Raw genomic sequence first — 15,032 nt, 5'->3', positions numbered from 1 at the left:
TGTGTGGATGAGCCACGCCCTAACGTGCGCGGTCGACCCGCTTTTCATCCCACACCGGGGTGGCTGACTCCTGTACCGTGCCATCGGCGCGGAAGATCAAGAACCGGTCAAATGAGCGCGCGAACCAGCGGTCGTGAGTGACCGCCAATACGGTACCGTCAAAGCGTTCGAGCGCATCTTGTAGTTCTTCGGCGGAGACGAGGTCGAGGTTGTCGGTCGGCTCGTCAAGGAGCAGTAACGTCGCGCCGCCGAGCTCCAGCAGCAGCACTTGAAAGCGCGCCTGTTGCCCGCCCGAGAGCTGTTCGAAGTTTTGCTCGGCCTGCAACGCGAGCCCGTATCGGCTGAGCGCCGAGCTTGCTGCGTCGCGCGCCATCCCTGCGCGGTCGTCTTCACCGCGATGCAGAATGTCGAGCAGGGTGCGCCCGACAAACTCGGGATGCTGGTGCGTTTGTGCAAACCACCCCGGAACTACACGCGCCCCCAGCACCGCACGCCCGGTGTGGGCGACGCTCGCGGCGCGCTGGCCCGCCGTCGTAACGTGCCCCAGGGTGCCATCGGGATCGGTACCGCCACGGGCAAGCAATCGCAAGAAGTGGGATTTTCCGGAACCATTGGAGCCGAGAACACCAACGCGGTCGCCGAACCAAATCTCCGTCGTGAAGGGCTTCATGAGACCGGTGAGCTCGAGGTCAGTCGCGACGACCGAGCGTTTACCGGTGCGGGCACCGCGCAACCGCATATCGAGGTTCTGCTCGCGCGGCTTCTCCTGCGGAGGACCGGCCGCCTCAAACTTGGCCAGGCGCGTTTGCGCCGCCCGATAGCGACTCGTTAACTCGTCGCTGCGCTTCGCGGCATCCCGTAGCGCCACCACGAGTTGCTTGAGCTTGAGGTGCTGCTCATCCCACCGGCGGCGCAGTTCTTCCAGTCGTTCCATCCGGGCATCGCGGGCCGCGTGATACGTGCCGAAGCCGCCACCGTGAATCCACGCTGTGCCACCCGTCGCCCCGACCTCGAGGGTCGCGATACGGTCGGCAGCGCGCGCGAGAAGTTCGCGGTCGTGCGACACCAACAGCACGGTCTTCTTTGTCTCGCGGAGTCGCTCTTCCAGCCACCGTTTGCCTGGTACATCGAGATAGTTGTCTGGTTCGTCGAGCAACAGCACTTCGTCGGGCCCGGCGAGCAGCGCTTCAAGCGCGAGCCGCTTTTGTTCGCCACCCGACAGCGTCGACAGCTCGCGATACTTCACCCGCTCGAACCCGGCACCGAGGGCGGCAGTCGCGACGCGATCCCACACCGTCTCATACTCGTAGCCGCCCGCATCTGCGTACTCAGCAATCGCTGAGGCATAGGCCATCTGGTTCCGCTCGCTGTCTTCATCGATGAGCGCGTTCTCCGTCGACTCAAGAGACCGAGCCGCGAGCCGAATGCGTTCTGGCGCCACATCGACGAGCAGTGTGTGCACCGTCGGCGGATTCGCCGGATCAGCATCACGGGCGTGCCCGATGAACTGATCCATCACGCCCAGACCACCGTTGATCGTGATTGCGCCATTGTCGGGCTTGAGCTCGCCGCGAATGATCCGCAACAGCGTCGTCTTGCCGGCCCCGTTCTCACCAATCAGCGCGGTCGTTTTGCCTTCGCCGACCCGAAAGGTGACGTCGTCGAGCAACGGCCGCCCGTCGGGCAGCGTGTATGACACACCATTGATGTCGATGAATCCCACGGGGCTCTTCCTCTCGGCCGCCGGCGGCGAGCCTTTCAGAATACCGGCATCACGCCAGCCCACGCACCACCGGCAACGGAAAAACGGAACCTCCCCTCGCGACGGCGAGGAGAGGTTCCGTTTCGTGAAGACTACTTGCGGTAGTTGGGAGCCTCGACGACGATCTGAACGTCGTGCGGGTGCGATTCTTTCAGACCGGCAGGCGTGATGCGCACGAACTTGCCCTTGGCCTTGAGCTCTTCGATCGTGCGAGCACCGACGTAGAACATCGACTGACGCAGGCCACCAACGAGCTGGTACGCGACGGCCGAAGCCGGGCCACGGTACGCAACCTGACCCTCGATGCCCTCGGGAATGAGCTTGTCGTCACTCGGCACGTCAGCCTGGAAATAGCGGTCCTTCGAGTACGACGTCTGCTTGCCACGCGTCTGCATTGCGCCGAGCGAGCCCATGCCGCGGTACTGCTTGAACTGCTTGCCGTTGACGAAGACAATCTCACCCGGTGACTCGTCGGTTCCGGCGAAGAGCGAGCCGATCATGACGGTGTCAGCACCGGCGACAAGAGCCTTCGCGATGTCACCCGAGTACTGCAGACCGCCGTCAGCGATAACCGGAACACCGGCCTCACGAGCAGCCTGGAAAGCCTCCCAAATCGCGGTAACCTGCGGCACGCCAACACCGGCGACAACGCGCGTGGTGCAGATCGAGCCCGGGCCAACGCCAACCTTGATCGCGTCAGCGCCAGCTTCGATGAGCGCCTGAGCGGCCTCACGCGTTGCGATGTTGCCACCGACGATGTCGATGTGAGCGAACGTCTCGTCAGCCTTGAGGCGCGTGATGAGGTCGATCACGCCGTACGAGTGGCCGTTAGCGGTGTCGACGACGATGACGTCGACACCTGCGTCACGCAGAGCCTCGGCACGCTGCCATGCGTCGCCAAAGAAGCCGATTGCCGCTCCAACGCGCAGACGGCCGAGTTCGTCCTTGGTTGCGAGGGGGTACTTCTCGCTCTTGTCAAAGTCTTTAATCGTGATGAGACCGGCGAGCTTGCCGTCTTCATCGAGCAGGGGCAGCTTCTCCACGCGGTTCTTGGCGAACAGCGCGATGACGTCTTCAGCGGCGATGCCAACCGGAGCGGTGATGAGGTTCTCGCTCGTCATGACGTCTTTTGCGAGCGTCGTCTTACGCTCGGCACCACGCACGAAACGCATGTCACGGTTAGTGACGATACCGACGAGGCGGCCCTCAGCGTCAACGACCGGCAGACCCGAAATGCGGTACTTCGCGCACATCGCGTCGACCTCTTCGATCGTCGTTTCCGGCGTCGTGGTGATTGGGTCGCTGATCATGCCCGACTCGCTGCGCTTTACGCGGTCAACGTGCGCGGCCTGGTCTTCGATCGACATGTTGCGGTGCAAAATGCCGATGCCACCCTGACGGGCGATGGCGATCGCCATGCGAGCCTCGGTCACGGTGTCCATAGCGGCCGATGCGAGGGGCGTCGCAACCATAATGCGCTTGGAGAAACGCGACGAGGTGTCCGCGTCGCTCGGAATGACATCCGTCGCACCGGGCAGCAACAGAACGTCGTCGTAGGTCAGGCCGGTGAAGCCGAAGGGGTCATTCTGTTCCATGGAAAAGTTTCCTCCTGCGCAGGTGGCGCGGTTTATCGCGGGGCGAGGGACGGCGGCGGCCTCAACGGATGGGTCGTCCGTGTGTATCAAGTGTAATTCGCAATGCGCACGATATATTCCAGCAAGTCAACGCGCGACACGCCCGGACTCACACGCCGGGGCCTGCTGATCACCCCAGCCCCGTGGCTCCGGAACCCCGTCACCGCCTAGAAAACATGGTTCCGTCGCGGATATTGCGCTGGTCACACGATGACAACGACTTGTTTTTCCCCTCCCGCTGGCGGCATTTTCGCAATAGGCTCACAATCCAGCCCGAATCACACTTGATCCGAGCCCACGCGTTTGCTGGAGATCCCAACAACAAGCGGAGGTTGTGTGTCCCTTTCATCGACCCGAACCCAGTACCGCCATCGCTGGCGTGTGCTCATGGTGTTGTTCGGATTCCTTCTTGCCGGGCTGGTGATCGTTGCGCCGTCACTGTCGACCGCCGCGAGCGCTGCCCCGGTGTCGGCCGCAACCGCCACATGTGACCCGCCTGATGAACAAGAAGAGACGGACTGGCGTTTCAGCGGCTTCATCAAGTTCAACGACGAACCTCTCCCCTGCGTCACTGTCACGATTGAGGGCAACGGCTTCAGCGCCACGACCGTCACAAACGACAAGGGTCGCTGGGAGCTGTTCGTTCCGGAGAAAGCCGAATACACGCTGACCGTTGACGAATCGACCCTGCCAGAGGGCGTCATTGTTGAGGGTGAATCGGCATCGCAAACGGTGACCTTTGACCTCACCGGCAAGAAGACTGTCAACCTCTTCCTCGGTGAGGGCGTGCGTGAGACCACGTCGTTTAGCGAGCAGCTGATGAACAGCCTGTTCCGCGGTGTGGTTTTTGGTCTCATGCTGGCGCTCGCCTCCATGGGTGCCGCATTGATCTACGGAACCACGGGACTCTCGAACTTCGCACACGGTGAGATGGTGTCGTGGGGTGCGATCGTGATGATGATCATCTCCACAATTTGGGATGCACCGCTGTGGATCGGCATCACCGCTGCCGTGCTCGCCGGTGTCGGCCTCGGGTTCGCGCTCGACGCGGGGCTGTGGCGGCCGCTCCGCCGCAAGGGTCTCGGCATCGTGCAGCTCCTCGTGGTGAGCATCGGTTTGGCGATCGCGTTGCGTTCGTTCTACCAAATCCTGATCAAGGGCAACGTGTACGAGGTTCCGGGGCAAAATGTTTCGGAGTTCCCGCTCGGGCCGATCAAGACGACCTACATCAACCTCATCATCGCCGGCGTCAGCATCGTGGTGATTCTCGGTGTCGCTTTCTTCCTCACCAGCACCCGACTCGGCAAGGCCACGCGCGCCATCAGCGACAACCCGTCGCTCGCGGCAGCGTCGGGCATCAACGTTGAGTCGGTCGTGCGCCTGGTGTGGATGCTGGCCGGTGGCCTCGCCGCCCTCGGCGGCGTGCTGTGGGCCTACTACCTGCGTGGTGTGAAGTTCGACATGGGTACCTCGATGCTGCTGTTGATCTTCGCAGCCATCACCCTGGGCGGCCTCGGCACCGCGTTCGGCGCACTCATTGGTTCCGTCATCATCGGCATCGTCGTTGAAGTGTCGCCGCTGTTCATTCCGTCCGACCTCAAGTTCGCTGGCGCTCTGCTCGCCCTGATTCTGATCCTGCTGGTGAGGCCGCAAGGCCTGCTCGGTCGCAAGGAAAGGTTGGGCTGACATGGATTTCATGGCTGTTTTGGCGGACTCGCTCCGCTTCCTGCTCTCCCCCACCACGATCGCGTTCGCGATTGCGGCAACAGGCCTGTCGGTGCACTTCGGTTACACCGGACTGCTGAACTTCGGTATGGCCGCGTTCATGGCCCTCGGCGCCTACGGCTACGCGATCGGCGTGCTCACGTTCGGTTTGCCCTGGTATGCCGCGATGGCGCTCGGTTTGATCGCCGCGGTGTTGTTCGCGTTCGTGTTGGGTATTCCGACTCTGCGATTGCGAGCTGACTACCTTGCCATCGTCACGATCGCAGCGGCTGAAATCGTACGCCTCGTGTTCAACACGGCCGCCTTCGACTCGGTCACCGGCTCGAACGATGGTCTCGACGGCTACAACGCGGGCTTCCAGGCCGCCAACCCGTGGGTGCTTATGGGCGGCGAAACCTCCGACAAGTGGGGCTTCTGGACCTGGACCTACACGAACGCCCGCTGGTGGATCATCCTGTTCGGCCTGATCCTGCTCGCGGTCTGCATCGTCGTCGTGTTCATGCTGATGCGCAGCCCGTGGGGGCGTGTCATCAAGGGCATCCGCGAAGATGAAGACGCCGTGCGCTCGCTCGGCAAGAACGTCTTCTCGTACAAGATGCAGGCGCTCATCATCGGTGGTGTCATGGGAGCGATGGGCGGCATCATCTACGCGTTGCCGTCCGCTGTCACACCAGGTTCTTACGTCACTGATATGACGTTCAACCTCTGGACGATCTTGCTCCTCGGTGGCGCGGCGACCGTCTTGGGTCCGACCCTCGGTGCGGTGCTGTTCTGGGTGGTCTACGCCTTCCTGGGGTCGGTCATTCCCCATCTCGGCCTCCCGATCAGCAACGCGCAGGGTGCCGCCTTCGTTCAGCTCCTCATGGGTATCGCCCTCATGCTGATTGTGATCTTCCGCCCACAAGGCATCCTCGGAGACAAGAGGGAGATGACCTTTGTCAAATAACCAGATTCCCCACGAAAGCGGCGCGAATGCGGAGCCCGTGGTTCCGCAGCACGTGACCGATGCTGGTGCCGACACTGTGGTTCCGGAACCAGTGACTGCGGCTGATGAAGCGGTGACGGAACCAGCGGGTGAGGTCCCCGCGCAGCAGGAAGACGTGCATGCCGCGTCGCCCGAAGAGGTCCTCGCGGAGCGTGAGGCGGCTGAGCCGGTTGCGGTGAAGCGTCAGAAGACAACCGGGCTCGCGAAGGGACCGGGAACGCCCGGCATCCCCAAGGTTGACCCGATTCTCGTCGTCAACAACGTCACCCGAAACTTCGGTGGAGTGTCGGCTGTTGACGTGAATCACCTGGAGATTCCGCGCCACGCGATTACGGCGCTGATCGGCCCGAATGGTGCCGGCAAGACGACGTTGTTCAACCTGCTGTGCGGCTTCGATAAGCCCAACACCGGATCGTGGACGTATGACGGCCACAACCTCGCGGGCGTGCCGTCGTTCAAGGTTGCGCGCATGGGGCAGGTGCGCACGTTCCAGCTGACGAAGGCGCTGTCGTTGCTGTCGGTGCTGGAGAACATGAAGCTCGGCGCCAAGGATCAAAAGGGTGAGGGTTTTTGGGCCTCGCTCATGCCGTGGCGCTGGCGCAAGCAGGAGGCGGAGATCACCGCGAAGGCGCGTGACCTGCTCACCCGCTTCAAGCTTGACGCCAAGGAGCAAGACTTCGCCGCGTCGCTTTCGGGTGGTCAGCGCAAGCTTCTCGACATGGCTCGCGCCCTCATGAACGACCCGAACCTCGTCATGCTCGATGAGCCGATGGCCGGTGTTAACCCCGCGCTCACGCAATCATTGCTTGACCACGTGCTTGATCTGAAAGACCGCGGCATGACCGTGCTGTTCGTGGAGCACGACATGCACATGGTGCGTCACATCGCCGACTGGGTGGTCGTGATGGCCGAGGGCAAGATCGTCGCCGAGGGCCCGCCCGAGACGGTGATGGAAGACCAGGCCGTGATCGACGCGTACCTCGGCGCGCACCAGGATGTTGACCTCGGTGTCGTCACCGGGCGCATCCCCACCATTGACACGAAGGAGTCGAAATGACCGACAGTGACGTCGTTGTCGAGATGACGGGCGTGCACGCCGGATACCTGCCGGGCATCAACATTCTGAACGGTGCGAACCTCATTGCCCGCCAGGGTGAGCTGATCGGCATCATCGGCCCGAACGGTGCCGGTAAGTCGACGTTGCTGAAGGCGATCTTCGGCATGGTCAGGGTGCGCGAGGGCGAGATCACCGTCAATGGCGAGAGCATCGTGGGCCTGAAAGCCGACAAGCTCGTGAAGCGCGGTGTGGCTTTTGTGCCGCAGACGAACAACGTGTTTCCGTCGCTGACGATCGCCGAGAACCTGCAGATGGGTGTCTTCCAGGCTCCCAAGAAGTATGCGGAACGCCTCGATTTCGTCACCGGCATCTTCGCTGAGCTCGGTGGCCGCCTCGGCCAACGTGCCGGGTCGCTGTCGGGTGGTGAGCGTCAGATGGTGGCGATGTGCCGCGCGCTCATGATGGACCCGAGCGTGCTGCTTCTCGATGAGCCCAGCGCTGGCCTCAGCCCGGTTCGACAGGACGACGCGTTCTTGCGCGTTTCCGAGATCAACAAGGCGGGCGTGACGACGATCATGGTGGAGCAGAACGCCCGCCGCTGTCTGCAGATCTGCGACCGCGGCTACGTGCTCGACCAAGGCCGCGACGCCTACGAGGGCACCGGCCGCGAACTGCTCAACGACCCGAAGGTCATCGGCCTCTACCTCGGAACCCTCGGCACCGAGGCCGCATAACCCCCTCACCGCTTTCGGAGCCGGGCCCCACTTCGGGGCCCGGCTCCTTCTTTCATGCCCCAGCCCCATGGTTCCGCCAGCCGCACGTCGGAGAAACTACTGCGCATCGCCTGAAACGGCGCTGGCGGGCCCCTGAGGCCGCGAAATCCCCGACGAGCGGCTCCGGGAACCACGGGTGCGGAACGAGACGCCCGCGGGCACGCGAAAGGGAGGGGCCCAGTGGACCCCTCCCTCGCAGTATTGCTACTTAGTCGGTACGGGTAGCGAGGTTGTCTGCCTCGTACTTGTAGGTACCGATGGCAGCGCCCTTCGGGTCGCCGTTCTCGTCGAACGTGACGTCGCCGGAGTAGCCGTCGTAGTCGATCGTCTTGCCGTCAGCGATGAGTGCGGCGCACTCGGCGAACGCGGTGCACTTCTCGCCACCGCCGGTGCCGCCCGAGATCTCAGCCATCTTGGCAGCCATGTCAGCGCCGTCGGTCGAGCCCGCAGCGAGAGCAGCCAGTGCGGTGAGGATGACACCGTCGTATGCCTCAGCGGCGTACGTGAAGTCCTTGACCTCGCTGTTGCCAGCGCCCGTCCATGCAGCCTGCAGGCGGTCGGTGAAGTCGTCTTCGAGCTTCGGGCCGGGGCGGGTGCCCTGAGCGCCGGTCAGGTCGATCGACATGTCGGCACCGTAGTTCGAGAGGTTGCCGTCAACCAGGTACATCTGGTCAGCGGTGATACCTGCCGAAACGAGTGCCGGCGCGAGCGCCTTGAACTCTTCGTACGAGACGATGGCGACAGCGTCGGGGTTCGCCGCGACGACAGCCTGAATCTGAGCGTCGAACTGCGTGTCACCGACGTTGAACGTCTGGTGCTCAACAACCTCGCCACCGGTACCTTCGAAGGTTTCGGTGATGGCCTTGTCGAGGCCCGAACCGTACGCGTCGTTCTGGTACAGAACGGCGAGCGTGGCGTGGCCGTCGTCGGCGATCAGGTTACCGAGAACTTCACCCTGCAGGAGGTCGCTCGGCGCGGTACGGAAGTACAGGCTGTTGTCCTTCCACGCGGTGAAGTCAGGCGAAGTGTTAGACGGCGAGATCTGCATGATGCCAGCTTCAACGTTGCCATCGAGAATGAGCTTAGAGACACCCGACGATGCGGCACCGATGAGGGCCGTGATGCCCTTACCGCGCAGGCTCTCGATGCTGGTCTCAAACACCTTGTTCTTCGTGTCACCCTCATCAGCGGGGGTGTAGTCGATCGTGATGCCAGCGTTGGCCGCGTTGACTTCCTCAACAGCGAGGAGAACGCCAGATTCCATGGGCGGGCCGAGGAACGACAGCGAACCGGTCTGGGGCAGAAGCGAGCCGAGCTTCAGCGTTAGTGCTTCGCCAGAAGGTGCGGAGGTTCCGGGGTCTGCGGAACCGGTGGGCTCGGTTGTCGGGTCTCCGCCGCCACCGCCGGTGCTACAACCAGCAAGTACGAGAGCACTAGCAGCAGCGAGGGCTACTCCAGCGAAAACCTTGCCCTTACGGGAGATCAGGGTTCCGTACATAAACGCATCCTAACGTTGGTCTGACCACGCCTTGTGCAGGTCAGTGTCACCACAATACGAGTTCAGACGCATTAACAAGGTCTCAGTGCGCTAACGTTTTCGCCGAATGCCGCTTTTTGACAAATCATCCGATGACATCTGCTACTCGACTAGGGGGTTGGCTCGACCGGCGGCACACTGGCACGCGCGCGTCGACCGGCGATCACCGAGTCGGTGATGAACACCGCAAGCGCCGCCCACACGACGCCGAACCCGATCCAACGCTCGAGCGGCATCGGCTCCCCCATGATCCACACGCCGGTCGCAAACTGCATCAGCGGGGTCAAGAACTGCAGAATACCGACGACGGTGAGGGTCGTGCGGCGCGTGGCTGCGGCGAAGAGGAGAAGCGGAACCGCGGTGGCGACACCAGCGAACATCAGCAGGAGCGTGTGGCTGGTACTGATATTTCCGAACGTGATGCCGACGGTTTCTCCCACCCAGATGAGCTGGGCAATGGCGATCGGCACGAGCCAGAGCGACTCCAGCGTCAGCCCGCTCAACGCGTCAACACGCGGGCCAATCTTCTTCTTAATGAGACCGTAGACACCGAAGCTGCCGGCCAGCAGTAGTGCAATCCACGGGAAGGCGCCGTACCCGACCACGATGACTACGACGGCAACGCCAACGAGGCCGACGGCCGCCCATTGCAGGGGGCGCAGGCGTTCGCGCATCACAAAGACGCCGAGCAGAATCGTGACGATCGGGTTGATGAAGTACCCGAGCGCTGTCTCGATAATGTGACCCGTCAGCGTCGCGAGCACGAACACTTGCCAATTGATGTAGATCAGTACACCGGCGAGCACCGTCAGCCAGATCGTGCGCTTGCTGGAGAAGATCGCCTGCAGTCGCCCCCACGAGCGCGTAACGGCAAGCAGAATGGCGCACAGCGCCAGCGAGAAGAAGATGCGCATTGCGACGATCTCCCACGGCCCGGTCGGGGCCAGCGTGAGAAAGTACAGCGGCAAAAATCCCCACAGTAGATACGCGAGCAGGCCGTAAATGAAGCCGAGTTTGCGCTCGCGCTGGTCGGGAGAAGTCACAGCTTCAGGGTATCGCCGCGAGCTGCCTCCGCGCGCACCGCAAGCCCATGGTTCCGCTGCCCCCATCCAGAGACAGCACAAGGCCCGTGTGACGAATCACACGGGCCTTGAAAAATGCTTTCGCAGTGCGCCTTAGCGAACGACGATGGCGAGCACGTCGCGGGTCGACAGCACGAGGAACTCCTCGCCGCCGAACTTCACTTCGGTGCCACCGTACTTGCTGTAGAGAACGCGGTCGCCCACAGCGACGTCGAGAGGCACGCGGTTGCCGTTGTCGTCAATACGACCGGGGCCAACTGCGACGACCTCGCCCTCCTGGGGCTTCTCCTTCGCGGTGTCCGGGATGACCAGGCCGCTAGCCGTGGTCTGCTCTGCCTCAACCTGCTTGATGACGATGCGGTCCTCGAGCGGCTTGATGGAAACCGACACGGTTTACCTCTTCCTTCTGGCGAATCAAGATTATTGGCACCCACACCTGGCGAGTGCTAATGCCAAGTCTACGACTGCAATTGGCACTCATGCAACGCGAGTGCCAACTTCGGCGCGGTTATCGCTTTGGGCGGAATGATGACGGAACCATGGGCTGCGTTTGCGGGGGTGGGCTGGCGAGCTGAACCACGGTGCGGCAAGTGTCGGCAAACTAGGCTGGCGGGATGGAGATGTCTGAACTCGTCACGCTGCTGTCGCACGAGGCACTGGAGCTCATCGACGAGGTCGGCCCGATTGCGTCGAGTGATGACGCGTTAAAAGCGGTGACGCGGATGCGTGCGGCCGGACACTCCCCCGATCTCACTTCGGCCGTCGTGACGCAGGCACGGTTGCGCACGCGCGCACAGGCGAAGTTTGGGCCGTTCGCGGCGCGCATGTTGTTTACGCAGGCGGGGCTTGAGCAGGCCACGCGCATGCCGGTCGCCGCCCGTCACGCGCGGCGGTTTGTCGCCGCAGGCATCGAATCGGTCGCTGATCTCGGGTGCGGTATCGGTGCCGACTCACTCGCGTTTGCCGGCGCCGGCCTGCGCGTACTGGCCGTTGATGCCGACGCCGTGACCGCGGGAATCACCGCCCACAACCTGGCACCGTTTGGCGACATGGCCGAAGTGCGCAACAGTTTCGCCGAAGACGTCGCCCTCGAAGGGATTGACGCCGCGTGGCTCGACCCGGCGCGGCGCACGAAGGGGCACAGCGAGACCAAGCGCGTCACCGCCGCCGACTACTCACCGCACCTGGACTGGGTATTCGGGCTGGCCGATCAGCTGCCGATCGGCGTGAAGCTCGGGCCCGCGCACGACCGCGACGCGCTCCCCGCAGACGCCGAGACTCAGTGGGTGAGCGTTGATGGCGACGTTGTTGAACTCGTGGTGTGGACAGGCAGGCTCGCTCGCCCCGGCGTGCGGCGTGCGGCCCTCGTCGTTCGCGGCGACCAAGCGCACGAACTGACCGCGCCGGCCGATGCTCCCGATGAGGAGCCCCGCGAACTCGGCGCGTTCTTGCACGAGCCCGATGGTGCCGTCATTCGCGCACGCCTGGTTGGGGAGGTGGCGCGATCGCTTCAGGCTGGCCCGGTCGCCGACGGCATCGCCTACCTCACGTCTGATGCGGCGTTGACAACTCCGTTTGTGTCATCGTTCCGCGTCCGCGAGGTGTTTCCGGCCGACGTGAAGACCCTCGCGAAAGCGCTGCGCGGCCTCGACATTGGCACGCTCGAGATCAAGAAGCGTGGCATGGACATTGACCCCGCCGTCTTCCGCAAGAAGCTCAACCTCAAGGGTTCGCAGTCAGCGACGTTGATCTTGACGCGTGCCGGAACCAAGCGGGTCGCGATTCTCGCGGATCGCGTCTGAACGCCGGTTCATCGAAGGCGCGCTGACCCGTGTGAGTTCAAGCGTGCCCGAGACACCCAGACGAGTGTCAGCTAACCGAACCAGTGCAGTTGAGTGCCGGCCCACCACAGCCAGCCCGCGCTGTAGATCGTGGCAAGCGCGCCGAGCGCGATGCCCCACGCGCCGAGGCGGATGCTCTCTTCGGGCTTGTGGATGGCAATGATGCCGAGCGTGATGCCAATGAGTGCGAGCGGGAACGCCCAGCCGACAAAGAACGAGGTAGCCAGGCCCGCGAGGGCGAACGAGACGGATGATCCGCCATAGCCCTTGCGAATCGATGCGACAGGCAGCCACCGCACCGATTTCGTGGTCGGCGTGGCACCGGTGTCGGTCGCGGCGTCGAGTTCGGTGCCGGTCTCGGTGGCGTCGACGTCGACGCCGTCAGCCGCAGCCGTGGTTCCGTCAGCCGTCGTCTCTGCGGGCGCAACCGACTCGGCCTCGTCGTTCGACGGGGCCTGACTGTTGCGGCGCAGGAATCCGGTCATACCGACTCGGCCACCTGAATTTCGGTGACAGGCAGGGTGGAGTCGGCACCGAACGCGAGGGTGGAGGGCTTGCGGCCGCTCATGACGAGTTCGGAGGCCAGCGCCGCGATCATCGCACCGTTGTCGGTGCAGAGTGACAGCGGTGGAATGCGCACCGTCACCCCCGCTTTCGCGGCGCGTTCGAGGGCAACTTCGCGCAGGCGCTTGTTCGCGATGACGCCGCCGCCGAGGAGCAGTCGGGGCACGCCGTATTGGGCACACGCGTCGAGCGCCTTCGTGACGAGTACGTCGACGACGGCCTCGCGAAAGGAGGCGGCGACATCGGCCTGGTTGTATTCATTGCCCTGCGCTTTTTGCTGTTCCATCCAGCGCGCGACGGCGGTCTTGAGGCCCGAGAACGAGAAGTCGTAGCGGTGCTTCGCCATGTCGGAGGCACGCGACAGTCCACGCGGGAAGCGGATCGCCTTGGGGTCGCCGCCAATGGCGGCCTTGTCGATTTGCGGACCCCCGGGGTACGGCAGGCCGAGGAGGCGGGCGACCTTGTCGAACGCTTCACCAGCGGCGTCGTCGACCGTCTCACCGAGGAGTTCAACGTCGGTCGTGAGGTCACGCACGAGCAAAAGCGACGTGTGTCCGCCCGAAACGAGCAGCGCGACGGTCGGGTATTCCAGCGGCTCAGCACCGGCGTCGAGAATATCGGCGGCGATGTGACCGACGAGGTGGTTCACGGCATAGAGCGGCTTGTCGAGGCCCACCGCAAGCGCCTTTGCCGCGCCAACGCCCACCATGAGCGCACCGGCAAGGCCGGGGCCGCTCGTGACGGCGACAGCATCGAGGTCGTTGAGCGTGACGCCCGCCTCGGCAAGCGCTGCCTCAATCGACGGCTGCAGTTCTTCGAGGTGCGCGCGGGCAGCGACTTCGGGCACGACGCCGCCGTAGCGGGCATGCTCGCCCATGCTGGAGGCGATCGTGTTGCTCAGCAGGGTGCGCCCGCGGACGATACCGATACCGGTCTCGTCACAGCTGGTTTCGATCCCCAGAATGAGGGGCTCTGCGGCACTCACGCGTTCTCCTTTGGTTTGAGGTGGCAACGCATCACAATCGCGTCGACGTCGTCGGGCTGGTAGTAGTGCGCTCGGCGCCCCAGCTCGACGAATCCTTCAGAAACATACAGGGCGTGGGCGACATCGTTATCGGCCCGCACCTCGAGAAAGATCTCACGGGCGCCGCGGTCCTGGCCCGCGTCGAGCAGCGCCCGCAACAGCGTACGGCCGAGTCCGAGACCCCGTGAGGCGGCCGCCATCGCAATGGTTTGGATGTCGCCTTCGTGCGAACCCTTGACGACGCGAACCCCGCCATAACCCAGCAACTCATCGCCACGTTCCGCAACGAGGTAGCGGCCGTGCGGCGAGACGAGCTCTTCGGCCATCATGTTTTCGCTCCACGCGTCGGTGGGAAAACTCGCACGCTCGAGCGCCATAATCGCGTCGAGGTCAGCCGCCGTCGCGTCGCGAAAAGTGACGTCGTGCGCGGCGGGCGCGCTCACACCTGCACCTTCGGTGCGGCAACGTCGGGCGAACGCAAGTACAGGGCGTCGTCGGGGCCAACGGTACGGTCAGCAACGATCGCGAGAGCGGCAACGCGGCCGAGCGCTCCGCCGGAGAGTTCGGTGGCGACGATGCGCTCCCCAGCCGTCAGCGTGTCTTCCGCTTCCGCGCGCGCGACGAGTGCTGGTTCCGTCAGCCGCTTGGGCAGGCCGTCGGCGTCGACGCCGTCGTACGTCGTCCAAGCGAGTTCGCGGCGGCGAGCGTCAGTTTCGATGATGAAGGTGCCGGTGGTGCCGTTGTCGAGGGCGGTGAGCGCGAGGGCGTCGTGGCTGACAACCGGAACCAGGTGGGCGCTGCGCGCGATCGCGAACGTACGCGCCGCGGCGATGCCGATGCGCAGGCCGGTGAAGGGTCCAGGGCCCATGCCTGCGGCGACGTGGGTGATCTCGGGGTTTCCGGCGGCGGTAAGCGCCTCCTGAATCAGTGTGCCGATGACCTCAGCGTGCCCGAGGTGGTTCTCGCTTGTCGCCTGTGCGCGCACGTCGCCGTCAAGAGTGACGACGGCGACAGCTGTTCCGAGGGAGGTGTCGACGGCAAGAATCAT

At 63.8% G+C, this 15,032-nt stretch carries 14 protein-coding genes; 5 read left to right on the top strand and 9 right to left on the bottom strand.

Annotated features, from left to right (window positions below):
- Nucleotides 1-19: 19 nt before the first annotated feature.
- Nucleotides 20-1,723 (bottom strand): ABC-F family ATP-binding cassette domain-containing protein, encoded by a 1,704-nt coding sequence (locus ACQUSY_RS02210; RefSeq protein WP_428902882.1) that lies wholly within the window; start codon nucleotides 1,721-1,723, stop codon nucleotides 20-22.
- Nucleotides 1,724-1,854: 131 nt separating this feature from the next.
- Nucleotides 1,855-3,357 (bottom strand): IMP dehydrogenase, encoded by a 1,503-nt coding sequence (gene guaB / locus ACQUSY_RS02205; protein ID WP_428902881.1) that lies wholly within the window; start codon nucleotides 3,355-3,357, stop codon nucleotides 1,855-1,857.
- A 426-nt stretch (nucleotides 3,358-3,783) separates the two neighbouring features.
- Here guaB and ACQUSY_RS02200 point away from each other — a divergent pair, with 426 nt between their 5' ends.
- The 4 genes from ACQUSY_RS02200 to ACQUSY_RS02185 all read left to right on the top strand — a co-directional run bounded on the left by ACQUSY_RS02200 (nucleotide 3,784) and on the right by ACQUSY_RS02185 (nucleotide 7,897).
- Nucleotides 3,784-5,082 carry an ABC transporter permease subunit gene (locus ACQUSY_RS02200; protein WP_428902880.1) on the top strand — a complete coding sequence of 433 codons (1,299 nt, stop codon included), beginning with the start codon at nucleotides 3,784-3,786 and terminating at the stop codon, nucleotides 5,080-5,082.
- A 1-nt stretch (nucleotide 5,083) separates the two neighbouring features.
- Complete coding sequence (locus ACQUSY_RS02195; protein WP_428902879.1) at nucleotides 5,084-6,067, top strand: branched-chain amino acid ABC transporter permease; 984 nt, start codon at nucleotides 5,084-5,086, stop codon at nucleotides 6,065-6,067.
- Between the two features lie 214 nt (nucleotides 6,068-6,281).
- Nucleotides 6,282-7,163, top strand: a complete 882-nt coding sequence (locus ACQUSY_RS02190; protein ID WP_428902943.1) for an ABC transporter ATP-binding protein — start codon at nucleotides 6,282-6,284, stop codon at nucleotides 7,161-7,163.
- Nucleotides 7,160-7,897, top strand: coding sequence for an ABC transporter ATP-binding protein (locus ACQUSY_RS02185; RefSeq protein ID WP_428902878.1), 738 nt, complete (start codon nucleotides 7,160-7,162; stop codon nucleotides 7,895-7,897). The genes ACQUSY_RS02190 and ACQUSY_RS02185 overlap by 4 nt, the downstream gene beginning before the upstream one ends.
- A 247-nt stretch (nucleotides 7,898-8,144) precedes the next feature.
- On the opposite strand, the gene ACQUSY_RS02180 is transcribed toward ACQUSY_RS02185, so the two are convergent.
- The 3 genes from ACQUSY_RS02180 to groES all read right to left on the bottom strand — a co-directional run bounded on the left by ACQUSY_RS02180 (nucleotide 8,145) and on the right by groES (nucleotide 10,945).
- Nucleotides 8,145-9,434 (bottom strand): ABC transporter substrate-binding protein, encoded by a 1,290-nt coding sequence (locus ACQUSY_RS02180; protein WP_428902877.1) that lies wholly within the window; start codon nucleotides 9,432-9,434, stop codon nucleotides 8,145-8,147.
- 149 nt (nucleotides 9,435-9,583) lie between these two features.
- Entirely contained in the window at nucleotides 9,584-10,516 is a 933-nt protein-coding gene (gene rarD / locus ACQUSY_RS02175; RefSeq protein ID WP_428902876.1) for an EamA family transporter RarD, read from the bottom strand.
- A gap of 132 nt (nucleotides 10,517-10,648) precedes the next feature.
- Nucleotides 10,649-10,945, bottom strand: a complete 297-nt coding sequence (gene groES, locus ACQUSY_RS02170) for a co-chaperone GroES (RefSeq protein WP_428902875.1) — start codon at nucleotides 10,943-10,945, stop codon at nucleotides 10,649-10,651.
- 224 nt (nucleotides 10,946-11,169) lie between these two features.
- Here groES and ACQUSY_RS02165 point away from each other — a divergent pair, with 224 nt between their 5' ends.
- Entirely contained in the window at nucleotides 11,170-12,357 is a 1,188-nt protein-coding gene (locus ACQUSY_RS02165) for a THUMP-like domain-containing protein (RefSeq protein ID WP_428902874.1), read from the top strand.
- Between the two features lie 71 nt (nucleotides 12,358-12,428).
- On the opposite strand, the gene ACQUSY_RS02160 is transcribed toward ACQUSY_RS02165, so the two are convergent.
- From ACQUSY_RS02160 to tsaB, 4 genes are read right to left on the bottom strand one after another with little or no spacing between them, the layout of a single operon-like run.
- Nucleotides 12,429-12,881, bottom strand: a complete 453-nt coding sequence (locus ACQUSY_RS02160; protein WP_428902873.1) for a hypothetical protein — start codon at nucleotides 12,879-12,881, stop codon at nucleotides 12,429-12,431.
- On the bottom strand, nucleotides 12,878-13,945 hold the full coding sequence (tsaD, locus tag ACQUSY_RS02155; RefSeq protein ID WP_428902872.1) for a tRNA (adenosine(37)-N6)-threonylcarbamoyltransferase complex transferase subunit TsaD: 1,068 nt from the start codon (nucleotides 13,943-13,945) through the stop codon (nucleotides 12,878-12,880). The genes ACQUSY_RS02160 and tsaD overlap by 4 nt, the downstream gene beginning before the upstream one ends.
- On the bottom strand, nucleotides 13,942-14,427 hold the full coding sequence (gene rimI / locus ACQUSY_RS02150; RefSeq protein ID WP_428902871.1) for a ribosomal protein S18-alanine N-acetyltransferase: 486 nt from the start codon (nucleotides 14,425-14,427) through the stop codon (nucleotides 13,942-13,944). The genes tsaD and rimI overlap by 4 nt, the downstream gene beginning before the upstream one ends.
- Complete coding sequence (gene tsaB, locus ACQUSY_RS02145) at nucleotides 14,424-15,032, bottom strand: tRNA (adenosine(37)-N6)-threonylcarbamoyltransferase complex dimerization subunit type 1 TsaB (RefSeq protein WP_428902870.1); 609 nt, start codon at nucleotides 15,030-15,032, stop codon at nucleotides 14,424-14,426. Before tsaB ends, rimI begins: the two co-directional genes overlap by 4 nt.

It is taken from the genome of Microbacterium daqui (assembly GCF_050408675.1).
GTDB lineage: Bacteria > Actinomycetota > Actinomycetes > Actinomycetales > Microbacteriaceae > Microbacterium.
Note: the sequence above shows the minus strand (reverse complement) of the source record. Positions and strands in the feature narration are given on the sequence as shown.

Bases quoted from the DNA above. Each gene is read 5' to 3' on its own strand.
- ACQUSY_RS02180 (WP_428902877.1), bottom strand. From the start codon at position 9,434: ATGTACGGAACCCTGATCTCCCGTAAGGGCAAGGTTTTCGCTGGAGTA.
- ACQUSY_RS02195 (WP_428902879.1), top strand. From the start codon at position 5,084: ATGGATTTCATGGCTGTTTTGGCGGACTCGCTCCGCTTCCTGCTCTCC.
- ACQUSY_RS02185 (WP_428902878.1), top strand. From the start codon at position 7,160: ATGACCGACAGTGACGTCGTTGTCGAGATGACGGGCGTGCACGCCGGA.
- ACQUSY_RS02160 (WP_428902873.1), bottom strand. From the start codon at position 12,881: ATGACCGGATTCCTGCGCCGCAACAGTCAGGCCCCGTCGAACGACGAG.
- guaB (WP_428902881.1), bottom strand. From the start codon at position 3,357: ATGGAACAGAATGACCCCTTCGGCTTCACCGGCCTGACCTACGACGAC.
- tsaB (WP_428902870.1), bottom strand. From the start codon at position 15,032: ATGATTCTTGCCGTCGACACCTCCCTCGGAACAGCTGTCGCCGTCGTC.
- ACQUSY_RS02200 (WP_428902880.1), top strand. From the start codon at position 3,784: ATGGTGTTGTTCGGATTCCTTCTTGCCGGGCTGGTGATCGTTGCGCCG.
- ACQUSY_RS02165 (WP_428902874.1), top strand. From the start codon at position 11,170: ATGGAGATGTCTGAACTCGTCACGCTGCTGTCGCACGAGGCACTGGAG.